At 31.7% G+C, this 19535-nt stretch carries 20 protein-coding genes; 15 read left to right on the top strand and 5 right to left on the bottom strand.

Annotated elements, in window-relative coordinates; all coding sequences use genetic code 11:
• Nucleotides 1–5: 5 nt before the first annotated feature.
• Nucleotides 6–1697 carry an energy-dependent translational throttle protein EttA gene (gene ettA, locus ACKGJY_RS03185; RefSeq protein ID WP_413972396.1) on the top strand — a complete coding sequence of 564 codons (1692 nt, stop codon included), beginning with the start codon at nucleotides 6–8 and terminating at the stop codon, nucleotides 1695–1697.
• A 255-nt stretch (nucleotides 1698–1952) separates the two neighbouring features.
• Here ettA and ACKGJY_RS03180 read toward each other — a convergent pair whose 3' ends face one another.
• Nucleotides 1953–2192: a hypothetical protein gene (locus ACKGJY_RS03180; RefSeq protein WP_413972395.1), complete on the bottom strand. Its 240-nt coding sequence runs from the start codon at nucleotides 2190–2192 to the stop codon at nucleotides 1953–1955.
• A 327-nt stretch (nucleotides 2193–2519) separates the two neighbouring features.
• On the opposite strand from ACKGJY_RS03180, the gene ACKGJY_RS03175 reads away from it, so the two are divergent.
• The 12 genes from ACKGJY_RS03175 to ACKGJY_RS03120 all read left to right on the top strand — a co-directional run bounded on the left by ACKGJY_RS03175 (nucleotide 2520) and on the right by ACKGJY_RS03120 (nucleotide 14655).
• Complete coding sequence (locus tag ACKGJY_RS03175; protein WP_413972394.1) at nucleotides 2520–3863, top strand: microtubule-binding protein; 1344 nt, start codon at nucleotides 2520–2522, stop codon at nucleotides 3861–3863.
• 237 nt (nucleotides 3864–4100) lie between these two features.
• Nucleotides 4101–5159, top strand: coding sequence for a hypothetical protein (locus ACKGJY_RS03170; protein WP_413972393.1), 1059 nt, complete (start codon nucleotides 4101–4103; stop codon nucleotides 5157–5159).
• Between the two features lie 57 nt (nucleotides 5160–5216).
• The gene (locus ACKGJY_RS03165) at nucleotides 5217–5579 is read left to right on the top strand and encodes a four helix bundle protein (RefSeq protein ID WP_413972392.1); all 363 of its coding nucleotides are present in this window, start codon (nucleotides 5217–5219) and stop codon (nucleotides 5577–5579) included.
• Nucleotides 5580–5660: 81 nt separating this feature from the next.
• On the top strand, nucleotides 5661–7622 hold the full coding sequence (locus ACKGJY_RS03160) for an AAA family ATPase (RefSeq protein WP_413972391.1): 1962 nt from the start codon (nucleotides 5661–5663) through the stop codon (nucleotides 7620–7622).
• A complete protein-coding gene (locus ACKGJY_RS03155) occupies nucleotides 7615–8199 on the top strand; it encodes an NUDIX domain-containing protein (RefSeq protein WP_413972390.1) in 585 nt (194 codons plus the stop codon). Before ACKGJY_RS03160 ends, ACKGJY_RS03155 begins: the two co-directional genes overlap by 8 nt.
• Entirely contained in the window at nucleotides 8199–9434 is a 1236-nt protein-coding gene (locus ACKGJY_RS03150) for a DUF6638 family protein (protein ID WP_413972389.1), read from the top strand. Before ACKGJY_RS03155 ends, ACKGJY_RS03150 begins: the two co-directional genes overlap by 1 nt.
• A 12-nt stretch (nucleotides 9435–9446) precedes the next feature.
• The gene (locus tag ACKGJY_RS03145; RefSeq protein WP_413972388.1) at nucleotides 9447–9902 is read left to right on the top strand and encodes a hypothetical protein; all 456 of its coding nucleotides are present in this window, start codon (nucleotides 9447–9449) and stop codon (nucleotides 9900–9902) included.
• Between the two features lie 13 nt (nucleotides 9903–9915).
• Nucleotides 9916–10443, top strand: a complete 528-nt coding sequence (locus ACKGJY_RS03140) for a hypothetical protein (protein ID WP_413972387.1) — start codon at nucleotides 9916–9918, stop codon at nucleotides 10441–10443.
• 93 nt (nucleotides 10444–10536) lie between these two features.
• Complete coding sequence (locus tag ACKGJY_RS03135; protein WP_413972465.1) at nucleotides 10537–12231, top strand: hypothetical protein; 1695 nt, start codon at nucleotides 10537–10539, stop codon at nucleotides 12229–12231.
• A 278-nt stretch (nucleotides 12232–12509) separates the two neighbouring features.
• A complete protein-coding gene (locus tag ACKGJY_RS03130; protein ID WP_413972386.1) occupies nucleotides 12510–12788 on the top strand; it encodes a hypothetical protein in 279 nt (92 codons plus the stop codon).
• A gap of 263 nt (nucleotides 12789–13051) precedes the next feature.
• Complete coding sequence (locus tag ACKGJY_RS03125) at nucleotides 13052–13933, top strand: chromosome partitioning protein ParA (RefSeq protein ID WP_413972385.1); 882 nt, start codon at nucleotides 13052–13054, stop codon at nucleotides 13931–13933.
• A gap of 149 nt (nucleotides 13934–14082) precedes the next feature.
• Complete coding sequence (locus ACKGJY_RS03120; RefSeq protein WP_413972384.1) at nucleotides 14083–14655, top strand: Crp/Fnr family transcriptional regulator; 573 nt, start codon at nucleotides 14083–14085, stop codon at nucleotides 14653–14655.
• A gap of 143 nt (nucleotides 14656–14798) precedes the next feature.
• Here the strand turns inward: ACKGJY_RS03120 and fumC are convergent, their stop codons facing one another.
• Nucleotides 14799–16196: a class II fumarate hydratase gene (fumC, locus tag ACKGJY_RS03115; RefSeq protein WP_413972383.1), complete on the bottom strand. Its 1398-nt coding sequence runs from the start codon at nucleotides 16194–16196 to the stop codon at nucleotides 14799–14801.
• Nucleotides 16197–16382: 186 nt separating this feature from the next.
• On the opposite strand from fumC, the gene ACKGJY_RS03110 reads away from it, so the two are divergent.
• Both ACKGJY_RS03110 and ACKGJY_RS03105 read left to right on the top strand, forming a co-directional pair.
• Nucleotides 16383–17024 (top strand): peroxiredoxin, encoded by a 642-nt coding sequence (locus ACKGJY_RS03110; RefSeq protein WP_413972382.1) that lies wholly within the window; start codon nucleotides 16383–16385, stop codon nucleotides 17022–17024.
• 87 nt (nucleotides 17025–17111) lie between these two features.
• A complete protein-coding gene (locus ACKGJY_RS03105; RefSeq protein ID WP_242132310.1) occupies nucleotides 17112–17288 on the top strand; it encodes a hypothetical protein in 177 nt (58 codons plus the stop codon).
• 78 nt (nucleotides 17289–17366) lie between these two features.
• Here the strand turns inward: ACKGJY_RS03105 and arsC are convergent, their stop codons facing one another.
• The 3 genes from arsC to prfB all read right to left on the bottom strand — a co-directional run bounded on the left by arsC (nucleotide 17367) and on the right by prfB (nucleotide 19432).
• Nucleotides 17367–17708, bottom strand: a complete 342-nt coding sequence (gene arsC, locus ACKGJY_RS03100; protein ID WP_413972381.1) for an arsenate reductase (glutaredoxin) — start codon at nucleotides 17706–17708, stop codon at nucleotides 17367–17369.
• On the bottom strand, nucleotides 17708–18325 hold the full coding sequence (locus ACKGJY_RS03095; protein ID WP_413972380.1) for an HAD family hydrolase: 618 nt from the start codon (nucleotides 18323–18325) through the stop codon (nucleotides 17708–17710). Before ACKGJY_RS03095 ends, arsC begins: the two co-directional genes overlap by 1 nt.
• A protein-coding gene (gene prfB / locus ACKGJY_RS03090) for a peptide chain release factor 2 (protein WP_413972379.1) occupies nucleotides 18322–19432 on the bottom strand; the annotation gives its coding sequence in 2 pieces (ribosomal slippage) (nucleotides 18322–19368 and nucleotides 19370–19432; 1110 coding nt in all). Before prfB ends, ACKGJY_RS03095 begins: the two co-directional genes overlap by 4 nt.
• Nucleotides 19433–19535 lie beyond the last annotated feature (103 nt).

Genomic DNA, 19535 nt, shown 5'->3' with positions numbered 1-19535 from the left:
ATAAGATGAGTGACGATAAAAAGATAATTTTCTCAATGTCTGGGTTAACCAAGACATTTAAAAGCTCAAACACACCAGTTTTAAAAAATATTTATTTGAGTTTTTTTTACGGTGCTAAAATTGGGATTTTAGGTTTAAATGGTTCTGGTAAATCTACACTTCTAAAAATAATAGCTGGTGTTGATAAGAATTATCAAGGTGATGTGGTGTTCTCTCAAGATTATTCTGTGGGTTATTTAGAGCAAGAGCCGCAACTCGATGAAAATAAAACCGTAATGGAAGTGGTGCGCGAAGGTGCTGCAGAAACGGTTGCTATTCTTGATGAATATAATAAAATAAACGATCAGTTTGGTTTAGAAGAAGTTTACAGTGATGCCGATAAAATGGAGAAGCTCATGGCTAGACAAGCAGAACTGCAAGATCAAATTGATGCAGCAAATGCTTGGGAGTTAGATACTAAACTTGAAATTGCCATGGATGCATTACGCACACCCGATGGTGATAAAAAAATAGGAGTATTATCTGGCGGAGAGCGCAGGCGAGTAGCGTTGTGTCGTTTATTACTTAAAGAGCCAGATGTATTGTTACTAGATGAGCCTACCAATCACTTAGATGCAGAATCTGTACATTGGTTAGAGCATCATTTAGCACAATATAAGGGGACCGTTATTGCTGTAACGCACGATAGATACTTCTTAGATAATGTTGCAGGATGGATTTTAGAGTTAGATAGAGGAGAAGGTATTCCTTGGAAAGGCAATTATTCGTCTTGGTTAGACCAGAAATCTAAACGTATGGCTCAAGAAGGGAAATCAGCCTCTAAACGTCAAAAAACGTTGGAGCGTGAGCTGGAATGGGTACGTCAAGGCGCAAAAGGACGTCAAACCAAACAAAAGGCGCGTTTAAAAAATTACGATAAGTTAATGAGTCAAGATCAAAAGCAACTTGACGAAAAACTAGAAATATACATACCAAATGGACCGCGATTAGGAACTAATGTTATAGAAGCCAAAAGCGTAGCTAAAGGTTACGACGATAAATTATTATATGACGATTTAAACTTCAACCTTCCTCAGGCAGGAATTGTGGGGATTATTGGGCCAAATGGTGCTGGTAAGACTACTATTTTTAGAATGATAATGGGAGAAGAAACACCTGATAAAGGTGAGTTTGCTGTTGGTGAAACAGCAAAACTAGCATATGTAGATCAAAAGCACTCCAACATCGATCCAGAAAAAACTATTTGGCAAAACTTTAGCGATGAACAAGAGTTGATTTTAATGGGTGGAAAAGAAGTAAATTCTAGAGCTTATTTAAGTAGATTTAATTTTTCTGGTGGTGAGCAAAATAAAAAAGTAAAACTCCTTTCTGGAGGAGAACGCAACCGTTTACATTTAGCAATGACCCTTAAAGAAGAAGGTAATGTTTTACTTTTAGATGAGCCTACTAATGATCTTGATGTAAATACTCTACGTGCCTTAGAAGAAGGTTTAGAGAATTTTGCAGGTTGCGCTGTAGTTATTAGTCACGATCGTTGGTTTTTGGATAGAATTTGTACTCATATTTTAGCATTTGAAGGCGATTCTCAGGTGTATTTCTTTGAAGGTAGTTTTTCTGATTATGAAGAAAATAAGAAAAAGAGACTTGGTGGAGACTTGATGCCAAAACGTATTAAATATAAAAAGTTAGTACGGTAATTATAGTATGAATTAAAAACAGATCATAAACAAAAAAAGCTCACTTTTTAAAGTGAGCTTTTTTTGTTTATGCTAATACTATATTTGTTTTTTAATAGAATTGTTTTCTAATCTAATAGTTTTAGTTTTTTAGTGGTTTTTCTATTCTTTTTCTATTCAAAATTTAAACAAAAATAATGCGTTATTCGATTGTAAACGAATCACAGATATGAATAAAACAGAGTTCTAAAATATTAATAAAATAAACTAGAAAGATTATTTATTATCATATAAGTGGCCTTTTCTAAAATCTTCGTATCTTTTATTGTCTTCATCGCTTTGCAAAGTGCCTGATTTGGCAAGTAAATCGTTTTCCTTCTTCAAAATATAAGATTTTCTAACACCTAATATTAAAAGCACCAAAAAAAATACCACTACTATTGAAAGTATGGTAACAATTTGACCTTGATTAATTAATAATGAATTTGTCTTCAGACTAACGTTTATGAGAGACATGTAAATTTAATTTGGGTTAATAGCTACACAAATATAAAGTTTTTTTGGACTAATAGACTTAAAATGAATTAAATAATGAAATAATTATTAACATTTGTTAACTAAAATGTTAACTTATAATTAGTTAGATTAATGGTTTTAAAGCATAGGATATGAAGTATTGTCTGACGGAATTTTAAGTATAATTAAGAAGATATAAGATTATTTGTAACAAATTGAAATAAACTTACACCAATATTTTAAAGCAATTTAAATTTTAAAAGTCATCTTTTTTAACGAAATTGCTTGTTTATAAAATTGTTCAACTTAAAAAACACGAAATATACCATGGCTGATGATTTTGATTTATTAGAAACTAATGCTAACGAAAAAACCGAAAAAGTAGATGTTAACTGGGGAAAAGCCATTGACACTATGAAATCTAAATTATCGCAAGAAGACGATCCAGAGGTACGTCAAAAAATACTTAACGCTACCTTGGATGATGTCGTACACATGGCAGAGAAGGATAGAACCACTCTTTTAGACGCTATTAAAGATTTAACCGACTATCAAGACGAAGTAGGTATTATATTCGAAAAATTTTCAGCATTAAACCCAACTGAGCAAAAAGTAATTGATGATGCCCAAAAAGCATTAGAGCGTGCAAAAATAGAATTAGAAGATGCACAAGCCAAACCAGATACATGGTGGAATAACCTATGGGGTCGTAAAAGTAAAATCGCAAAAGCAGAAGATGCACTAAAAGCGACTGAAAAAATAAGGGCAGGAGCAGATAACAAAGCTAAAGCTATGTTTCAAGAGCGTATAGAAAGTGCAGACGTACAAACACTTTTAAGCGAATTATCCTATAAATCACAAGCAGCAGTTACACGCTTAAAAAACCGAGAGGTAGAAATTAAAGAAGTAGAAGAAAAGCTTAAAGATGCTATTGTAGAAGCTTCAAAAAATCACACTAAAGCGTTAGAGAAAAAGAAAGAAGTAGAAGCAAAATTAGAAGAGCAATATGCTCTACTAAAACAAGCACGCCAAGAATTAGAAGATATTGCCGATAAACAATCTGCCCAATATGCCGAGGCTATCGGTAAGGTAACACAGCTAGAGCAAAAAGTAGAAGAGCTAGAAGGTTTAAAAAATGCATATACCACATTGGCTGCCAGTAAGGATAGCTTTGTACACAAGCATAATTTAACCATTAAAGTATTAACTTCTTTACGCAGTAATTTACAAACACACCGCGCTAAATTAAAGAGTGATACAGAGGAGCGCCTTAAATATTATGATGGTTATGTGGTAGCGTTAAAAGCAAGGACAGATCAAGAATTCGCAGCAATTTTAGAGCATTTGGGTGTAAAAACCGATGAGCATATTGGCGAAACATTGGCATCTATGCACACTGCAAGTGCCAAAGCACGTCAAGATATGATGGATAATATTCCAGTTCACGAAAAAGTAATGCAAGGCGTTTACAGCAGTTATGCCGAGGCCTTACAAGAAATTAGAGCTAAAGATGGAGAAATCCAAAAGAATTTTGCAGAGCGATATGGTATTGATATGAAAGAGATTTTCGAAGATTATTATAAAGCCGATGGTAATGCGCCAGCAGGCGACGACGGCGAACCAGCTGGAAAACCAAAACCAGAGACTAATGATGACGATTTATTAAGCTAATCTGTAACTTAGAATGATTTGTTTAGAACGAACAAATTGTATTAAGAAAATTAGGGCGTTACCCCGATGAAAAATCGGGGTCAGGCTTTCCACTATATCTTTTTTGTAGAAAAAAACAAAAAAGGATGCCGTTACAATCCTTAACGCAAGTCTTATCCGTTAGCAAAAGTATAACCCAAAATATGGTGTATGCTAAGTAAAGCACTTTACTAAATACACTAACCGAATAAAAAAGTAATGTCTATAAACCACATTGTAACACCTTTAGATTCAGCAATACTCGATTCCAAAGCGCAATACGTTTTTTATCATAAAATGGTAGACTTTGCTTTTAAAGAATTAATTGTAGCTGTACAAAAAGAAAAAATTTGTAACTCATTAGAGTTAAAACTTTTTAAGCAATATTGCGATTTACTACTTTATTCCATAGAAGCCATGCGTGTAAAATATATGTATGACGATGAGGATAATATGAAGGTAGATTTAACAGACTCTGGATTTCCAAATTATTTAGAGTTTAGATACCTTTTTAACGATTTAGAGCTACGAGATGAATATCTTCAAAAGCTAACACCTATTGCAACATTAAAAGAAGAGTTTTTAGATACACTTTTAAGAAAAAAACAACCTATAAAAAAGAGTAAACTATTTCAGGCATCTTCTATTGTATATTATACATCGGTAAATAAACAATATATATTTAACCGTTTTGTGCAAGGTAAAATTATGGAAGTGCCAGAAAACACTAATGCAGAATTTGTAACAAGTTGGAGTTTTTACGATGTATCACACAACCGGCCATTTATTTGCTTCATGTATTTTAATTATGATGGTAAAAACATAAATGATTATAAAGACGATATATATCAAGTATTAAAAACAGTTGCAGATAGAGAAATGTCTTTAGATGCAATGGCATATACTATAGATAGAAAGTTACCTAAAGTATTACCAAAGGAAGTTAAACGCATAGATTTAGGCCCTTTACATAACGTTTTTGCAAAAGATGAGCATAAAGTAACACACACCATTTTAGAAAGTATTGGAAAGAAAGAAATCCCATTAGAATCCTATGCATTCTCATTAAGAGTGCACGAAGTAGCATCTAAAAGTGAATTTAAAGAAGGTAGTTTTTTTAACAAACAAATTTTACAAAAATGGGATGACGTATTTCAGCAAAAATATGTGTTAGCACCACATCGTATTATTCAATTATTATACAATAAAACACCAGAAATAATGGATGGTTTGGCAAAACCACCTATTGAAATTGCTGGGGTAGAGATAAAAATTTAAAGTAAACAGTTAGTCTGCAGTCTGCAGTAGACAGTTTGCAGTAAAACCAAAAAAAACATGAGTTTTAAGACGCTTTTAGCATATCAAAAAGGATTTGAATTAGCAATAGATATATTTCATTTAACCAAGGTATTTCCTAAGTATGAAATGTTTGGGCTTACTTCACAAATGGTTCGTTCAAGTAGATCGGTTTGTTCAAATATAGCTGAAGGTTATAGGAAGCGTCAGTATGAAAAACACTTCAAAAGCAAATTGTCCGATGCTGATAGTGAAAACTCTGAAACACAACTTTGGCTAGATTTTGCTTTAGCTTGCGAATACATCTCAGTAGAAAAAAGAAAGAAATTACACCATAAGAGTGAAGAAATAGGTAAACTTCTAAACTATATGATGAATAACCCCGATAAGTTTGGATTATAATAAAATCGAAATTAACATAAGAACAGCGTAAGTGGGCTTGAGTAAGTACTGCCAACTGAAGACTGATAACTGAAGACTAAAATGAATCACAACTCAACATTCCCTATAAAAATATCAGAATTAGATATGCTTAGAGACGAAGCGTCATCTTACCTTAAAAGCGTGCAATGGGAGCAAGGTGCTCGCGCCAAAAACCGTGATAAAAACGTTAAGGACACATCTATTTTATTGTATTTATCACGTGCTAATAATGGTTCTAGCGCAGCTGAAATCACATCAGTATCTAAAACTATTTTAGCGTTAAAAAAGCGGTTGTTACCAGATTCTGTGGCTATTCCTATTCATTTAAATCAAACCTTATATGCAGTACAAGAAGGAATTACGTTAGGTATATGGATTAAAGATAGTTACTACGATGCTTCGGGATTATCAAGTTTACAAGAAAATAAATTAGCTTTAGATAATAACGGAAAGCGAGAGTTTGAAAGTAAGATGCATACGGCAACTGCTTTTATGTTATTTGCACAGTCTTATAAAATATTACACGATTTAAAACCACATGCATCAGACGATTTAAGTGTGATGAAACAAAAGTTTGCTGGCATCCCAGAAGTGTCTTTAATGTCGCCCATAAAAGGCATTTCTTGTAGTTTATTTTATTATGATAAGTATTTAGGACATCCAGAAATTATTAAGTCTGATAAGGATGTTATCGATTTTACTGTAGTCTATTTTGAAACGTTGATTGATGAAATTCAACTTAGAAAAAGTAGTTTAGAATATACTGAGACTATTGAAGACAGAACCTATAAACTAGAAAAGTCTGAGTTTGCGGTTTCAGGTTGGAATAATGTATTTCAAGGTACTGCAAAAAGTATAGAATTTAATAAAATTAAGTTTGAACAAATAGTAGGTAACCGCGATGCAAAACACTTTGCGCGTCGTTTAACAGAGCGTATGTTAAGTTACGATTTTACTGCAAAGAAAAATCCATTTCAAGAATTAGGTGGTTTTATGCCAGTATTTATGGGTTACGGTATTCCAGGAACAGGAAAAAGTATGTTGATTGCCGCTATTGCCACACGATTAAAGGAACATTGTGATACATTCGATATTCCATTTTTGTTTCACCCTATGCCAGATACGTTGATTTCTACCTTTCAAGGTGGATCAGCAGAAAAAATGGTAGAGTGGATGAAACCTTTGCAAGATCCTTCAAAATTAATATTTGCACCAATTGATGATGCTGAAAATAATTTACAAGAGCGAACCGCTCAAGGTGTTTCTGCTGGTGTAAAAGAGGTTATTGGCGTGTTTTTAAGATATACCGAAGGTGCTTATGCTGTAAATTATGGAAATAGCTCTATAGGACTTTTTACTAACTTACCAGAAATGCTAGATAAGGCAGTGATTTCTCGTGTGCAGGGGCGTTTTAAGATTGATGGTGCTAGAACTGAACATGACTTTTTAGATCAAGATCATATATGGTGGCGTAAAATTGATGAGACCATGCCAGATTTTGTGAATATGCTGGGACCAGAAAACTACAGTTATTTGCAAGACCAAGGTTTAGCAAAAACTATGGGTGATATTTTAAGTAGTGTTGATAAACCTACAGAAGCTCGTGTTCACGAGGCGTATGATAGGGCTGAAAAACAATTTAAAACCAATCATCATCTATTTTATGCCAACTTGTATAAAGAAATTCAGGCAATATTTCCATTCTTTTCCTCGCGAGATGTACGTAATATTCAATCGGCCATTTCACTACGCTTAACCGATTTTGATTTGGAAAACGATTGGTTTGAAAACCCAGAACTCTATTTTAAACAGGATTACGATATTAAGTTTAATATGTTGCAAGAACTGATGCGCACCAATATGAAAGGGTTAGATTTCTCTGAAATTCGCCGTCAAGAAGTAGTGCGTTATTTAGATAATGTGGCAACTATTGCCGATACAGATTTTAAGCGAAAAGTAGATGCTAGAGTGAATCAGTTAAATATTGAAACTGAAGCCAGAAAAACATTTGATAATGGGTAATAAGCAGATTAAAAATATCAAAAAGAAGTTACTATCAGATAACTATTATATTCTGAATAAAGTCACTTTCGATTATATGATGAAAAATGGCGTTTGGGTAAACCAAATGCGTGAAGTATATGATAGAGGCGATGGTGCAGGTATTTTACTTTATAACAAACAAAAGAAAACTATAATACTTACCAAACAATTTAGAATGCCAACCTATTTAAATGATAATAAAAATGGGATGTTAGTTGAGGTAGCCGCTGGTATGTTGGATAAAGATAACCCAGAAGCTTGTATTATCAGAGAAACTGAGGAAGAAGTAGGGTATCGTTTAAAAGAAGTTAAAAAAGTATACGAGGCATATTCTTCACCAGGTGTAATGACTGAAAAAATGCATTTTTTTATTGGAGAATATACGGATGCTATGAAAGTAAGCGAAGGTGGTGGTTTAGATAGCGAGCATGAAGATATTGAAGTTTTAGTGTTACCTTTTGAAACTGCGGTAAATATGTTAAATAATGGAGAAATTGTTGACACTAGAACAATTGTGTTGTTGCAGTATGCTATAATTCATAAGTTATTTGAATAATGAACAAACTAAAACAAGCAAATTTATATAGAAGCGAACTTATCCCAGTAAGCGGTAAATTAGTAGAGCGCTATAATAAGTGTTTAGTTAAATTGGGGTTTACTAAAACCAAACTCAATACATTCCATATTGATGGTATTGGCTGGAGTCCTGAAATAGCAGAAGAAAAGGGCGATATCAATTACTTGAATAACGGAGAAGCAAATCCTCATGGTATTATTATTTCCCCACTTCAAAAGGGAAAACCAGTGTATTTACCGTTTCATACGTTTGATAAAGATATGATGAAATATATCTTTAAAATTCATGGTATTAAAATAAAAGATATTACTAGAGATAGTGCTATTTGTTTAGATTTCGATCAGGGTATTGATGCGTTTTATGAGCCTTTGGATGTTTTGAAATATAACATTGTGAAGGTGAATTTTCATCTTATAGATAATTTAGATAAAGTTAAAGAAGCACAACTAGAATTAGTTGAAGAATTTAATAGGAGCAATAACTTTATTAGCGAAACTATGCATCAAAAGTTATTAGATTCTGCTAAAACGTATGGAGATCTTAGGCATAGAGATTTACAATTACACGAATTACAATATACTACAGATTCGTTTTACACCAGAGCTTTTGGTGGTGTTTACGTACTTAGAGATTTTATAGTACCAATAATTGTTTTTGAAGATGAAATGTGGCATAAAGAAGCCATTAAGGATACAACACACGATGTTTTAATTTATCATATACAACAATCAGAATTGATTGAAAAATTACGTAGCCATTCTATTATTAGCTGTGATTTAGAAGCTGAAGTTAAAACAGAGCGATACAATCGTATTAAAAATTATATGATGTTTCTACATTTAAAAGAGACACAGCACCCCTTGAATAATATTTTAGACGATCCTATTTTATTTAAAAGTTATTTAAATAAATTAGATATTACATCAAGAAAAAAAGTGATGAGTGTTGAGCGTTATTTGGAGAAAATAGAAACAAGTAATACGTTTAAAATTGCTGATGTTGTTGACACTAAACTATACCTTTCATTACATAAACCACATTCGTCACTAGAAGCTAAGCACCAGGATTTAATTTGGAAACTGTTAGTTAAAATTGCACCAAAAGATGTATTGTATTGGTATTGGTATGATAAAGAAGATTTTTATAATAACTTTAAAACTTGGGACGATTCTTTTAAAGATTGGGTGGTAGAAACTATTAGTAATAATATTTAATAAAAGAGAATTATGAAAAAAGTTTTATTTATTTTAACTTTTGTAATAGTAGCAACTAGTTGTCATTTTAATAAAAAGTATCAAAATCGGGAAGAAGATCTTCTGGAAGCACAAATGGTTGTTGCAGATCTTTTTTATACTATAAGACACTCAGAATTTGATAACGCAACTGAATTTTTTAGTGAAGAGTTTTATGAAGTGACTTCAAAAGAGGAATTGATGGAAATTTTTAAATCAACTGAAAATAAACTTGGGTATTTAGATAAAGGGCAATTATTGTTTTCTAATACAATGGTTTCTGAAGGAGCAATTAATCAAGGGATTTATAATATGGAATATGATGTTAAATTCGAAAAAGGGAGCGCTAAAGTGAAATTAGTATTAACAAAAAAAGATGATAGTAAGATAAAAGTTGTTGCCTATAATATACAGTTTAATAATTTTCTAGATAAAAAAACGGGTAATTAAAAATTCATAAAACATGACACTAGAACTCATAATTTTCGTTGCAGCTATTTTATTCGGTGCATTACTCTATTGGAGAGAATCTCATAGCAATACGCTATATCGTTTTTTTAATAAATTAATGTATTCCAAAAACTTACAGATGAAACCAACTGATAAAACGGGGTTTTTATATCAACAGAAATTTATTGTACGTCTGGTATTTATTGGCTTTCTATTTCTTATAGGAATTGTAGTAACCCGATTCTTAATACCTATTGATATTGCTACAATTTCAATCTTCGCCTCAATGATTGTTGGTACTATATTAGGTACGTATTTAGCAGGATTTATTTTTAAATCGAGTGAAGTTATTGAACAGAAAAGCGATTCTATTGAAGACTTAGTGCAAGATACTTTTGAAAAAGGGAAAGATTTTATAGAGGATTTAAAAACTGAAAATCCCCCAGTTATAAAAGAAGCAAAAAAAGAAATTAAAAACAAGCCTAAGCCTAATGAAAAAAGTGCTAGAGATAGGTTGAAAGATAAAGGATATTTAAAGTAAGATTTGTAATCCTGAATTTATTTTGAGATTTCATATTAAAATAACTAACCTTAAAAATATAGATTCTGAAACACGTTCAGAATGATAAAAATTATGATTAAAAACTACTGGAATAAAGGAAAAAAACAAAAGACGGTTACCATTATTGTTTTGATTATATTACTTATCGTACTATTTGTTTTACGAGACGATTACCAACCAGCATTGTTGTTTGTACGTAAATTTATTTTCGTAATTCTACTTAGTGCTCTTTTGCTTTTCTTTGGTTTACGAAAATTTAGAAAATCTGCTAGTACTGGATCAAGATTAGGCATATTAGTATTGTTATCAGTGTTTTTCGGCATTTTATATGTAGTAGGATGGCATTTTAAAATGTACGATTATATGAAAACGTATAACGTATATAATCATCTTAATAAAGTTGAAATAGGAGAATTACCATTAACGCAGAATGAGCGTATACAACCTCTACGCAATGTGTTTTCCATGGCTAATGAAAGTGTTGGCGAAACTAAAGATGTATCCTTACCACACTTGGTAAGAATAGGTGACGAGAATAAATGGACGATGGCAATTCAGCCAACTGAAAAATACGTATGGCAAGGTATGACTGATAATACTGAGGAAGTATTTGCAGTATCTAGTACAACACCATTCCCAAGATTTTCAAGTGAAAATAGAATCCCTGTAACCTTTTCCATAGGAGAATCTTTAAAGTTTAGTAGAAATACTTACAACGCAGTTGTACAACGTTTTAACTTTTTTCAACTATTTACGTTAGAGCCAAGTGATACATACTATATGCAAAATGATTCAGGTGCTTGGGTGCAAGTGGTAAGTTTAATTAAATGGAAAGGGTTTCTATTTCCTTATCCAACCTTTGGAGGTGTAATGGTTGTAGACAATGGTGAACACGATTTTAACGATTACTTAGAACGTATTTTGATTGGTAAAGGCACATATATAAGTCCTGAAAACATGAAAAATCACGAGTATTTAACGAGACAGAATACATTGGCAGAAAGTGTATCAAGATTACAAGCAGAGTCTTTAAAGTTTTTGGGAGGCTTTAGCGATCCATTACCATGGAATATGAAAACAGCAGTTAAAATTCCAGATATGGCTAAAGACCAAAACCAACAACCTTATGTAACCGATTTTGATTTTTCTGATACTAAAACAGGAGCATTTAATGGTTTGTATCATTGGTTTGGCTTAGAGCCAGTAGGCGCAGAGCGTACCAGTTTGAGTTTTAGTGTGTTTGTTCCAGCTGATGGTACCGATAAGTTGTATTACTATGATCATGCCACTAAAAAACAAGGCTACGCAGGAGTTTCTGCAATGCCTTTAAAAGTTAAAGAGTCTAGAAAAGAATATGATTGGTCAGCAAATACACCTGTAGAGTTTAGGCCTTACATAAAAAATATAGCAGGTAAAAAGCGTATGTTTTTTATGGGAACGGTATCATCTATTAATGATAAAAACGCACAACAATTTGATGGTGCTGCCACTCCAGATTTGGTGTTAGTAGATAGTGAGTATCGTGATGTGGTTTGGATAGATGTAAAACACCCAAGCCAATGGGATAAAACCGTTTACGAACAACTAAATGAGGCTTGGAGAGCAAGCGAAGGTATTGGTTATTTTTTTGCCGAAGACACAAAAACTATAGATATAATGCAACAAACGGTAGATTCTAATAGTGTTATCCCGCCAGTAGACAAGACATCGGAAGAAATAGAAAAACTACAAAAGCAAATAGATTCCTTAAAAGCTATTAATAACTAATGAATAGCTATTAAATAGTTGTAACACTTTTATATAGTTTATGACTAATAGGTAAATATTAGTTAAATGGGTTACTTGGGATTTGGAATGCAAAGTTATGTTTATAAGAGACAAACACACAAGTCTTTTGTGAAATCTCGAAAAATACATGCATTTTCACTTTTAGCTAAAACAATCAAGGATTTTAAATTAAACAAAATATTTAAAACCTTTAAGTATGTTTATGGTATTTTATCACTATTACTATTTTTTTTTGTGGTTTATTATGTTTTAATTTTATGTCAAAAATTAAGAAGCAAAACCAACTTCACTACAATAAAGTTGTATCTATTAATTACGAAGACGCTAAAGCATTTAATTTTTTAATCGAATCTGGTAGGAGTAGGCTAAAAAAAGGGGATGTAAAAGCGGCATATTCTGAGTTCATTTTGGCAAGTAAAATTAAACCACATCATCTAGAATTGCATCAACTTACTGCAGAAACATTAAGTGTTTTATGTGAAAAGGATAAACAATTTTGTAAAGCACTAGATGTTTTACTTGGGAGTAATTTATAATCGTATTTTCTAATAACCTTATATATTTTTAGTTTCATTTTAACAAATTTTTAATGTTAATATCTTCTTGATTAAATCTTTTAAAATCAACTATTTAAATATTTTCTTTGAATATTTTTGTTTTTTTAAACATCTAAAAACATTTCTTAGGCGTATATATTTTTGAAAGCGATATTAAACATATCACTTTTAAATTAATATTAATTTGCAGCAACTAAGCTACTTTATGTAGTTAAATATTAACACTAAAAACATTAACAATTATGGAAAATAAAAGTAATACTGGTTTAAAAGTAGGATTAGGAATAGCACTAGTTTTGTTTCTAGCTACAGGATTTTATACTATGAATTTGTATAAAGAAAGTAACGAAACTAAAGAAGAACTTACTAATGAGAAGCAATTAGTTATGAATGACTTAAATGCGATGGCGAAACAATATGATGAAGCTATTGCTGAAAGTGATGTAGCAAATAATAATTTAATTGAAGCAAGAGACCGTATACAGGGTTTAATAGATTCTTTAAGAATATCTGAAACTAATGTAAAAAGTTTATGGAGATATAAATCAAAATATAGAAATCTTCAAAAAGAAATGGATATTTTGTTAGCTCAAAATGATTCACTTAAAATTGAAAACTCATATTTAGCAACATCATTGGATAGTACGCGTGTAAGACTAGAAGAGCGTACCATGTTTACAGATTCTTTATTGGTTCAAAATACAGCGCTTGCCGAAGTTGTTGAGAATGCTTCAATTTTAAACACTGTAGACCTTAAAGGTTTTGGTGTTATTGAAAGAACGTCAGGAAAATTAATACCCACAGAAAGAGCTAGAAGAGCTGATAAGATTAGAGTATGTTTTACTGTTGCTAAAAACTCACTGGTACAAGCAGGAGACCAAGAATTGTATTTGCAAGTTATAGATCCTAACAATAATATTTTAGGAGCTAACCAACAAGTTGTTTTTGGAAAACAAACGTTAAACTACAGCGTAGTAAGTAAGTTTAATTATGAAAATTCTAACTTAAATGTTTGTGAGTTTGTGACTGCAACTAACGATAATGATTTTGAAAAAGGGCGTTACATAGTCAATGTATTTAATCAGAAAGATTTAGTGTCTACGTCAGAATTTACAATGAAATAGTAAAGATTTATTTGTTATATCAAGCCCAAAAGCTCTTTTGCTTTTGGGTTTTTTTATTTGGAGGTAAATAACATATATAGTTAACATTATTTTTTTCTTTCTTAGAAAAACAAACTATATATTGCAGCACCAACCAACCCGTTTACCCCATGTTTGATAATGATAAATTTTCAGACTCTTATGATAATATACCCGAAGATACTTTTTTAAAAGTTAAAGGTATTTCAGAGTTTAAAAAAATTGCACCAAATACGCAACTTGATAAATTTGGTAAAGTGCCTTCTAAAATTTACTTACTTCTATCAGGAATAATGCGTTGTTATATTACTTCAGAATCTGGAAAAGAATACAATAAGCGTTTTTTCTTTCCATGGGATTTTGCAGGATCTCTTACGGCTTTGATAAATAATGCACCTTCTGAAATAGTTTATGAAACTATAACAGCATGTACACTTTATGAGATTGATTATAGTAAATTAAAAGCTATGTGTAAAACAGATATGGTAATAAGTAATCTATATACATCTATTTTAGAAAAGGTATTTATTAAATATGAAAAACGACAGATTGAATTGATTTCTATGAATGCCTCAGAACGTTATCTTAAACTAAAAGAGGATGTTCCTGATATAGATAAATTAGTGGCACAATATCACATTGCTTCCTATTTAAGTATAACTCCAGTTCAACTCAGTAGAATAAGAAAAAAATTAAAGAGTTAATAGGGTTAACATTTGTTAACCTTAATGCGTATAGATTATTATATATTTGGTTTGTATTTTCTAAATGTATTTCTAGAAATTAATAATTAACTAACCAAAAAAAAGCATGATTTTAAATCATGCTTTTTTATTAATACATTTATTTAGCTTAAAGAACCTACCATGGCTTCTGGTTTTACCCATTTGTCATAGTCCTCAGCCGAAACATAACCAAGATTTACAGCCTCTTCCTTTAAAGTTGTACCGTTTTTGTGAGCAGTATTAGCAATTTCAGCTGCTTTATAATATCCTATTTTTGTGTTTAATGCTGTTACTAACATTAAGGAGTTATTTAATAACTCTTCAATTACACTATGATTAGGTGCTATCCCAACGGCGCAATTTACATCAAAACTAACGCAAGCATCACCAATTAATTGCGCAGATTGTAACACGTTTGCAGCCATAACAGGCTTAAATACATTTAACTCATAATGGCCTTGGGTACCACCTACAGAAACTGCAACATCATTACCTATAACTTGAGCACATACCATAGTTAGCGCTTCACATTGCGTTGGGTTTACCTTTCCGGGCATTATAGAACTTCCTGGTTCATTGGCAGGAATAATTATTTCACCAATGCCAGAACGCGGTCCAGAGGCCATCATTCTTATATCATTAGCAATTTTATTTAAAGATACGGCAAGTTGTTTTAGAGCACCATGTGTCTCAACTAGAGCATCATGAGCAGCCAGAGCTTCAAATTTATTTGGCGCTGTTACAAAAGGAAGTTTAGTAAATTCAGCTATATATTCGGCAACACGTTTACTATAACCTTTTGGAGTGTTTAATCCAGTTCCAACAGCAGTTCCGCCAAGTGCAAGTTCGCTTAAGTGTGATAGTGTGTTATTTAAAGCTTTTAAACCATGATCTAGCTGTGCTACATAACCAGATAATTCTTGTCCTAGCGTTATAGGTGTAGCATCCATAAGGTGTGTTCTACCAATTTTTACAACGTTTTTAAAATCTTGCGATTTTTTATTTAAAGTGTCTCTTAATTGGGATACACCTGGAATAGTAGTTTCAACAATTTTTTTATAAATAGCAATATGCATTCCAGTAGGGAAAGTATCGTTGGAGGATTGCGACTTATTTACATCATCATTAGGCTGTATAGTTTTATCACCTTCGCCAATAACTTTACCAGCTATTTGGTGTGCTCTATTTGCAACAACTTCATTTACATTCATATTACTTTGCGTACCAGAACCTGTTTGCCAAATTACTAATGGAAATTGATCATCATGCTTGCCGTCTAAAATTTCATCACAAACCTTAGCAATTAAATCTCTTTTTTCTTTATCCAAAACACCAAGTTCACTATTAGTATAAGCTGCTGCTTTTTTTAAATACGCAAACCCATATATAATCTCTAATGGCATGGAACCATTTGGGCCTATTTTAAAATTATTTCTAGAACGCTCTGTTTGTGCACCCCAAAGTTTATCAGCAGGTACTTTAACCTCGCCCATTGTGTCTTTTTCTATTCTAAAACTCATTTTATTGGATATTAAAAGTAAGTTACAAAGTTAGTTTTTTTATACCTGTTTTAATTATGATTTTTGTTAGTTTTAACAGATGTTTTTAACATATATATAACTAATTTTATACGAAGTATACATCTCAAATCAATTAATTTAGATGAATTAAAAATTACAATTTATTATCTAACTAAAAAATATATTATGGCAACAATACGATTAGGAGACGAAGCTCCAAATTTTAATGCAAAAACAACTGAAGGAGATATAAATTTTCATGACTGGTTGGGAGATAGTTGGGGTATATTGTTTTCTCATCCTGCTGATTACACACCAGTTTGTACTACAGAACTTGGTACTGTAGCAAAATATACTGACGAATTTAATAAGCGAAACGTTAAAGTAGTAGCTTTAAGTGTTGATGGTATAGATTCGCATCATGGTTGGATTAAAGATATCAACGAAACACAAAATACAACTGTAAATTTTCCTATAGTAGCAGATGAAGACAGAACAGTATCTGAGCTTTATGATATGATTCACCCAAATGCAGATAGCAAACTTACAGTGCGTTCTGTTTTTGTAATTGGTAATGATAAAAAGGTGAAATTAATTATAACATATCCTGCATCTACAGGTAGAAATTTTGACGAATTATTAAGAGTAATAGATTCATTACAACTCACAGCATATCACAAAGTAGCAACACCTGCAAATTGGAATAATGGAGAAGATGTTGTTGTGTCTCCTGCAATTGCAACAGAAGATATCCCAAAAATGTTTCCTAAAGGGCATACCATTGTAAAACCATATTTACGTACAACACCACAGCCTAATTTAGACTAGTTGAAAAAACTGTTAATAATTTTTTGTTTTGTATTGTAAAACAAAACGCTTTATAGTAACTTTGCAGCATATTAAAAAACAGATATAATGTTTGAATTTGATCAGTATTTAGGATTTTTAGCGTTTTTAACCATTTTAACTATAGGTTTTTGGTTAATGATTTTTTTATTAACCTTTGTAATTCCTTACTGGATTGGTGGTTCTTTAATTGAAAGATTAAAAGAAATTAGAGAAGAAAAGAAAGCTAAACGATTAAATTCTTAAAGCATTTTACATTATAAATATAAAGAAGGAAGTAAATATGCTTCCTTTTTTTTTGGGGTGCTATTTTAAGCTTGTAAGTTAAATTATATCCAGTATTTGTGATGGAGGTCTTCCTATTACGGCTTTATTTTCATTAATAACTATAGGGCGTTCTATCAATTTAGGGTTATTAACCATAGCAGTTATAATAGCTTCGTCATTTAAGTCTTTACCTTTAAAATCAGACTTCCAAATCGCTTCAGTTCTCCTAACTAAATCAATGGGTTTTATACCTAACAATGCAATTATTTTTTTTAATTCTTCTTTTGAAGGTATCTCTTCTAGGTATTTAACGATTTTAAATTTTTTGCCAGATTTTTCTAATAGTTCAAGACCTTCACGAGATTTTCTACAACGGTTATTATGATAAATTTCAATCATTAGATGTTAATATTATATTGTTTTAATTCTGAAATTAATTGTTTCGGATTCTTAAAGTGAATGGCGTGTATTGACAATTTTCTTGCTGTTTCAATATTTTTAATATTATCGTCAATAAAAATAGCAGTTTTAGGCTCTATTTTATAACGGTTTAATATGATATTATAAATATCAATAAAAGGCTTTCTTGTTTTTTCATCTCCAGAAACTACAATACCTTCAAACCAATTTAAAAAATCAAAACGTTTTTGAGCAATTGGGAAGGTTTCTGCACTCCAATTAGTAAGTGCAACAACTTTATAATTTTCGTTGTCAATAAAATATTTGAGTACCTTAACAGAGCCTTCAATGGCACCACCAATCATATGTTCCCATTCGCCATAGTACATACGAATGTAAGTTTCATATTCAGGATATTTAAGTACTAAATCGTCTGTAGCTTTAGCTATTGGGTAGCCAGCGTCTTGGTTTTCGTTCCAATCCATTGTACAAATAGTATTTAAAAACCATTGCATTTTTTTGTTATCACCTTTAAAAGCATTCAAAAATACATATTCTGGATTCCAATCGATTAATACCCCGCCAAGATCAAAAATAATTGTTTTTATAGTACTCATAACTGATTATTATCTTCCGTTTTTTGCCCCATCATCATAAGGTAAGATTTTAAAAATGCATCAATATTACCATCCATTACAGCATCTACATTTCCTGTTTCATGAGCAGTTCTTACATCTTTCACCAATTTATAAGGGTGCATAACGTAATTTCTAATTTGGCTACCCCATTCAATTTTCATCTTACTAGCTTCAATATCTTCTCTTTGAGATAATTGTTTTTGAAGTTCTATTTCATACAATTGAGATTTTAGCATTTGCATAGCTCGAGACCTGTTATCATGTTGAGATCTTGTTTCAGAACATTGAATTTGAATGCCTGAGGGCTTATGTAATAGTTGCACCTTAGTTTCTACTTTATTAACATTTTGCCCACCAGCACCACTAGATCTTGCTGTTGTAATTTCTATATCAGCAGGGTTTATTTCAATTTCAATAGTATCATCAACCAGCGGGTATACGTAAACTGAGGCAAAACTCGTATGGCGTTTAGCATTACTGTCAAAAGGAGAAATACGTACCAAACGATGTACGCCATTTTCGCCCTTTAGCCAACCAAACGAGAAATCGCCTTGAATTTCTAAAGTAACTGTTTTAATGCCGGCTACATCGCCCTCTTGAAAATTAAGTTCCTTTACTTTAAACCCACTTTTTTCTGCATACATTAAATACATACGCATTAGCATGCTAGCCCAATCACAACTTTCTGTACCACCAGCACCTGCAGTAATTTGTAATACAGCACTTAGGCTATCACCTTCCTCAGAAAGCATATTTCTAAATTCTATATCTTCAAGTAAATTTGCACTTTTTTTATAACGGTTCTCTACATTTTCTTGTGTGCCTTCACCTTCTTTGTAAAACTCATAAATAACCTCTAAGTCTTCAATTAGTGTTTTTGCATCTTCGTAGTCTTGTACCCATTTTTTCTTTACTCTTATAGATTTCATTACAGCTTCTGCAGCTTTAGGATCGTTCCAGAAATTAGGATCAAACGTCTGTTCTTCCTCATTTTGTATTTCTATAAGTTTGGCATCTATGTCAAAGATAGTGCCTAAGTTTGTCAAGGCGGGTGTTAAGGTTTTTAATAGTATCAGATGTTATCATAGTTGCATTTGTTTTTAACAAAAATATGCCTAATTACTTAAGATGAAAACTTAATCTTTGAATATTTTATAGGTTATTTTTATGGCGTTGTCGATTTTATTAA

Origin of the sequence: Hyunsoonleella sp. 2307UL5-6 (assembly GCF_047345485.1) — a bacterium.
GTDB lineage: Bacteria > Bacteroidota > Bacteroidia > Flavobacteriales > Flavobacteriaceae > Jejuia.
The sequence above is the reverse complement of the archived record's forward strand: the minus strand, read 5'-3'. Positions and strand labels throughout refer to the sequence as shown.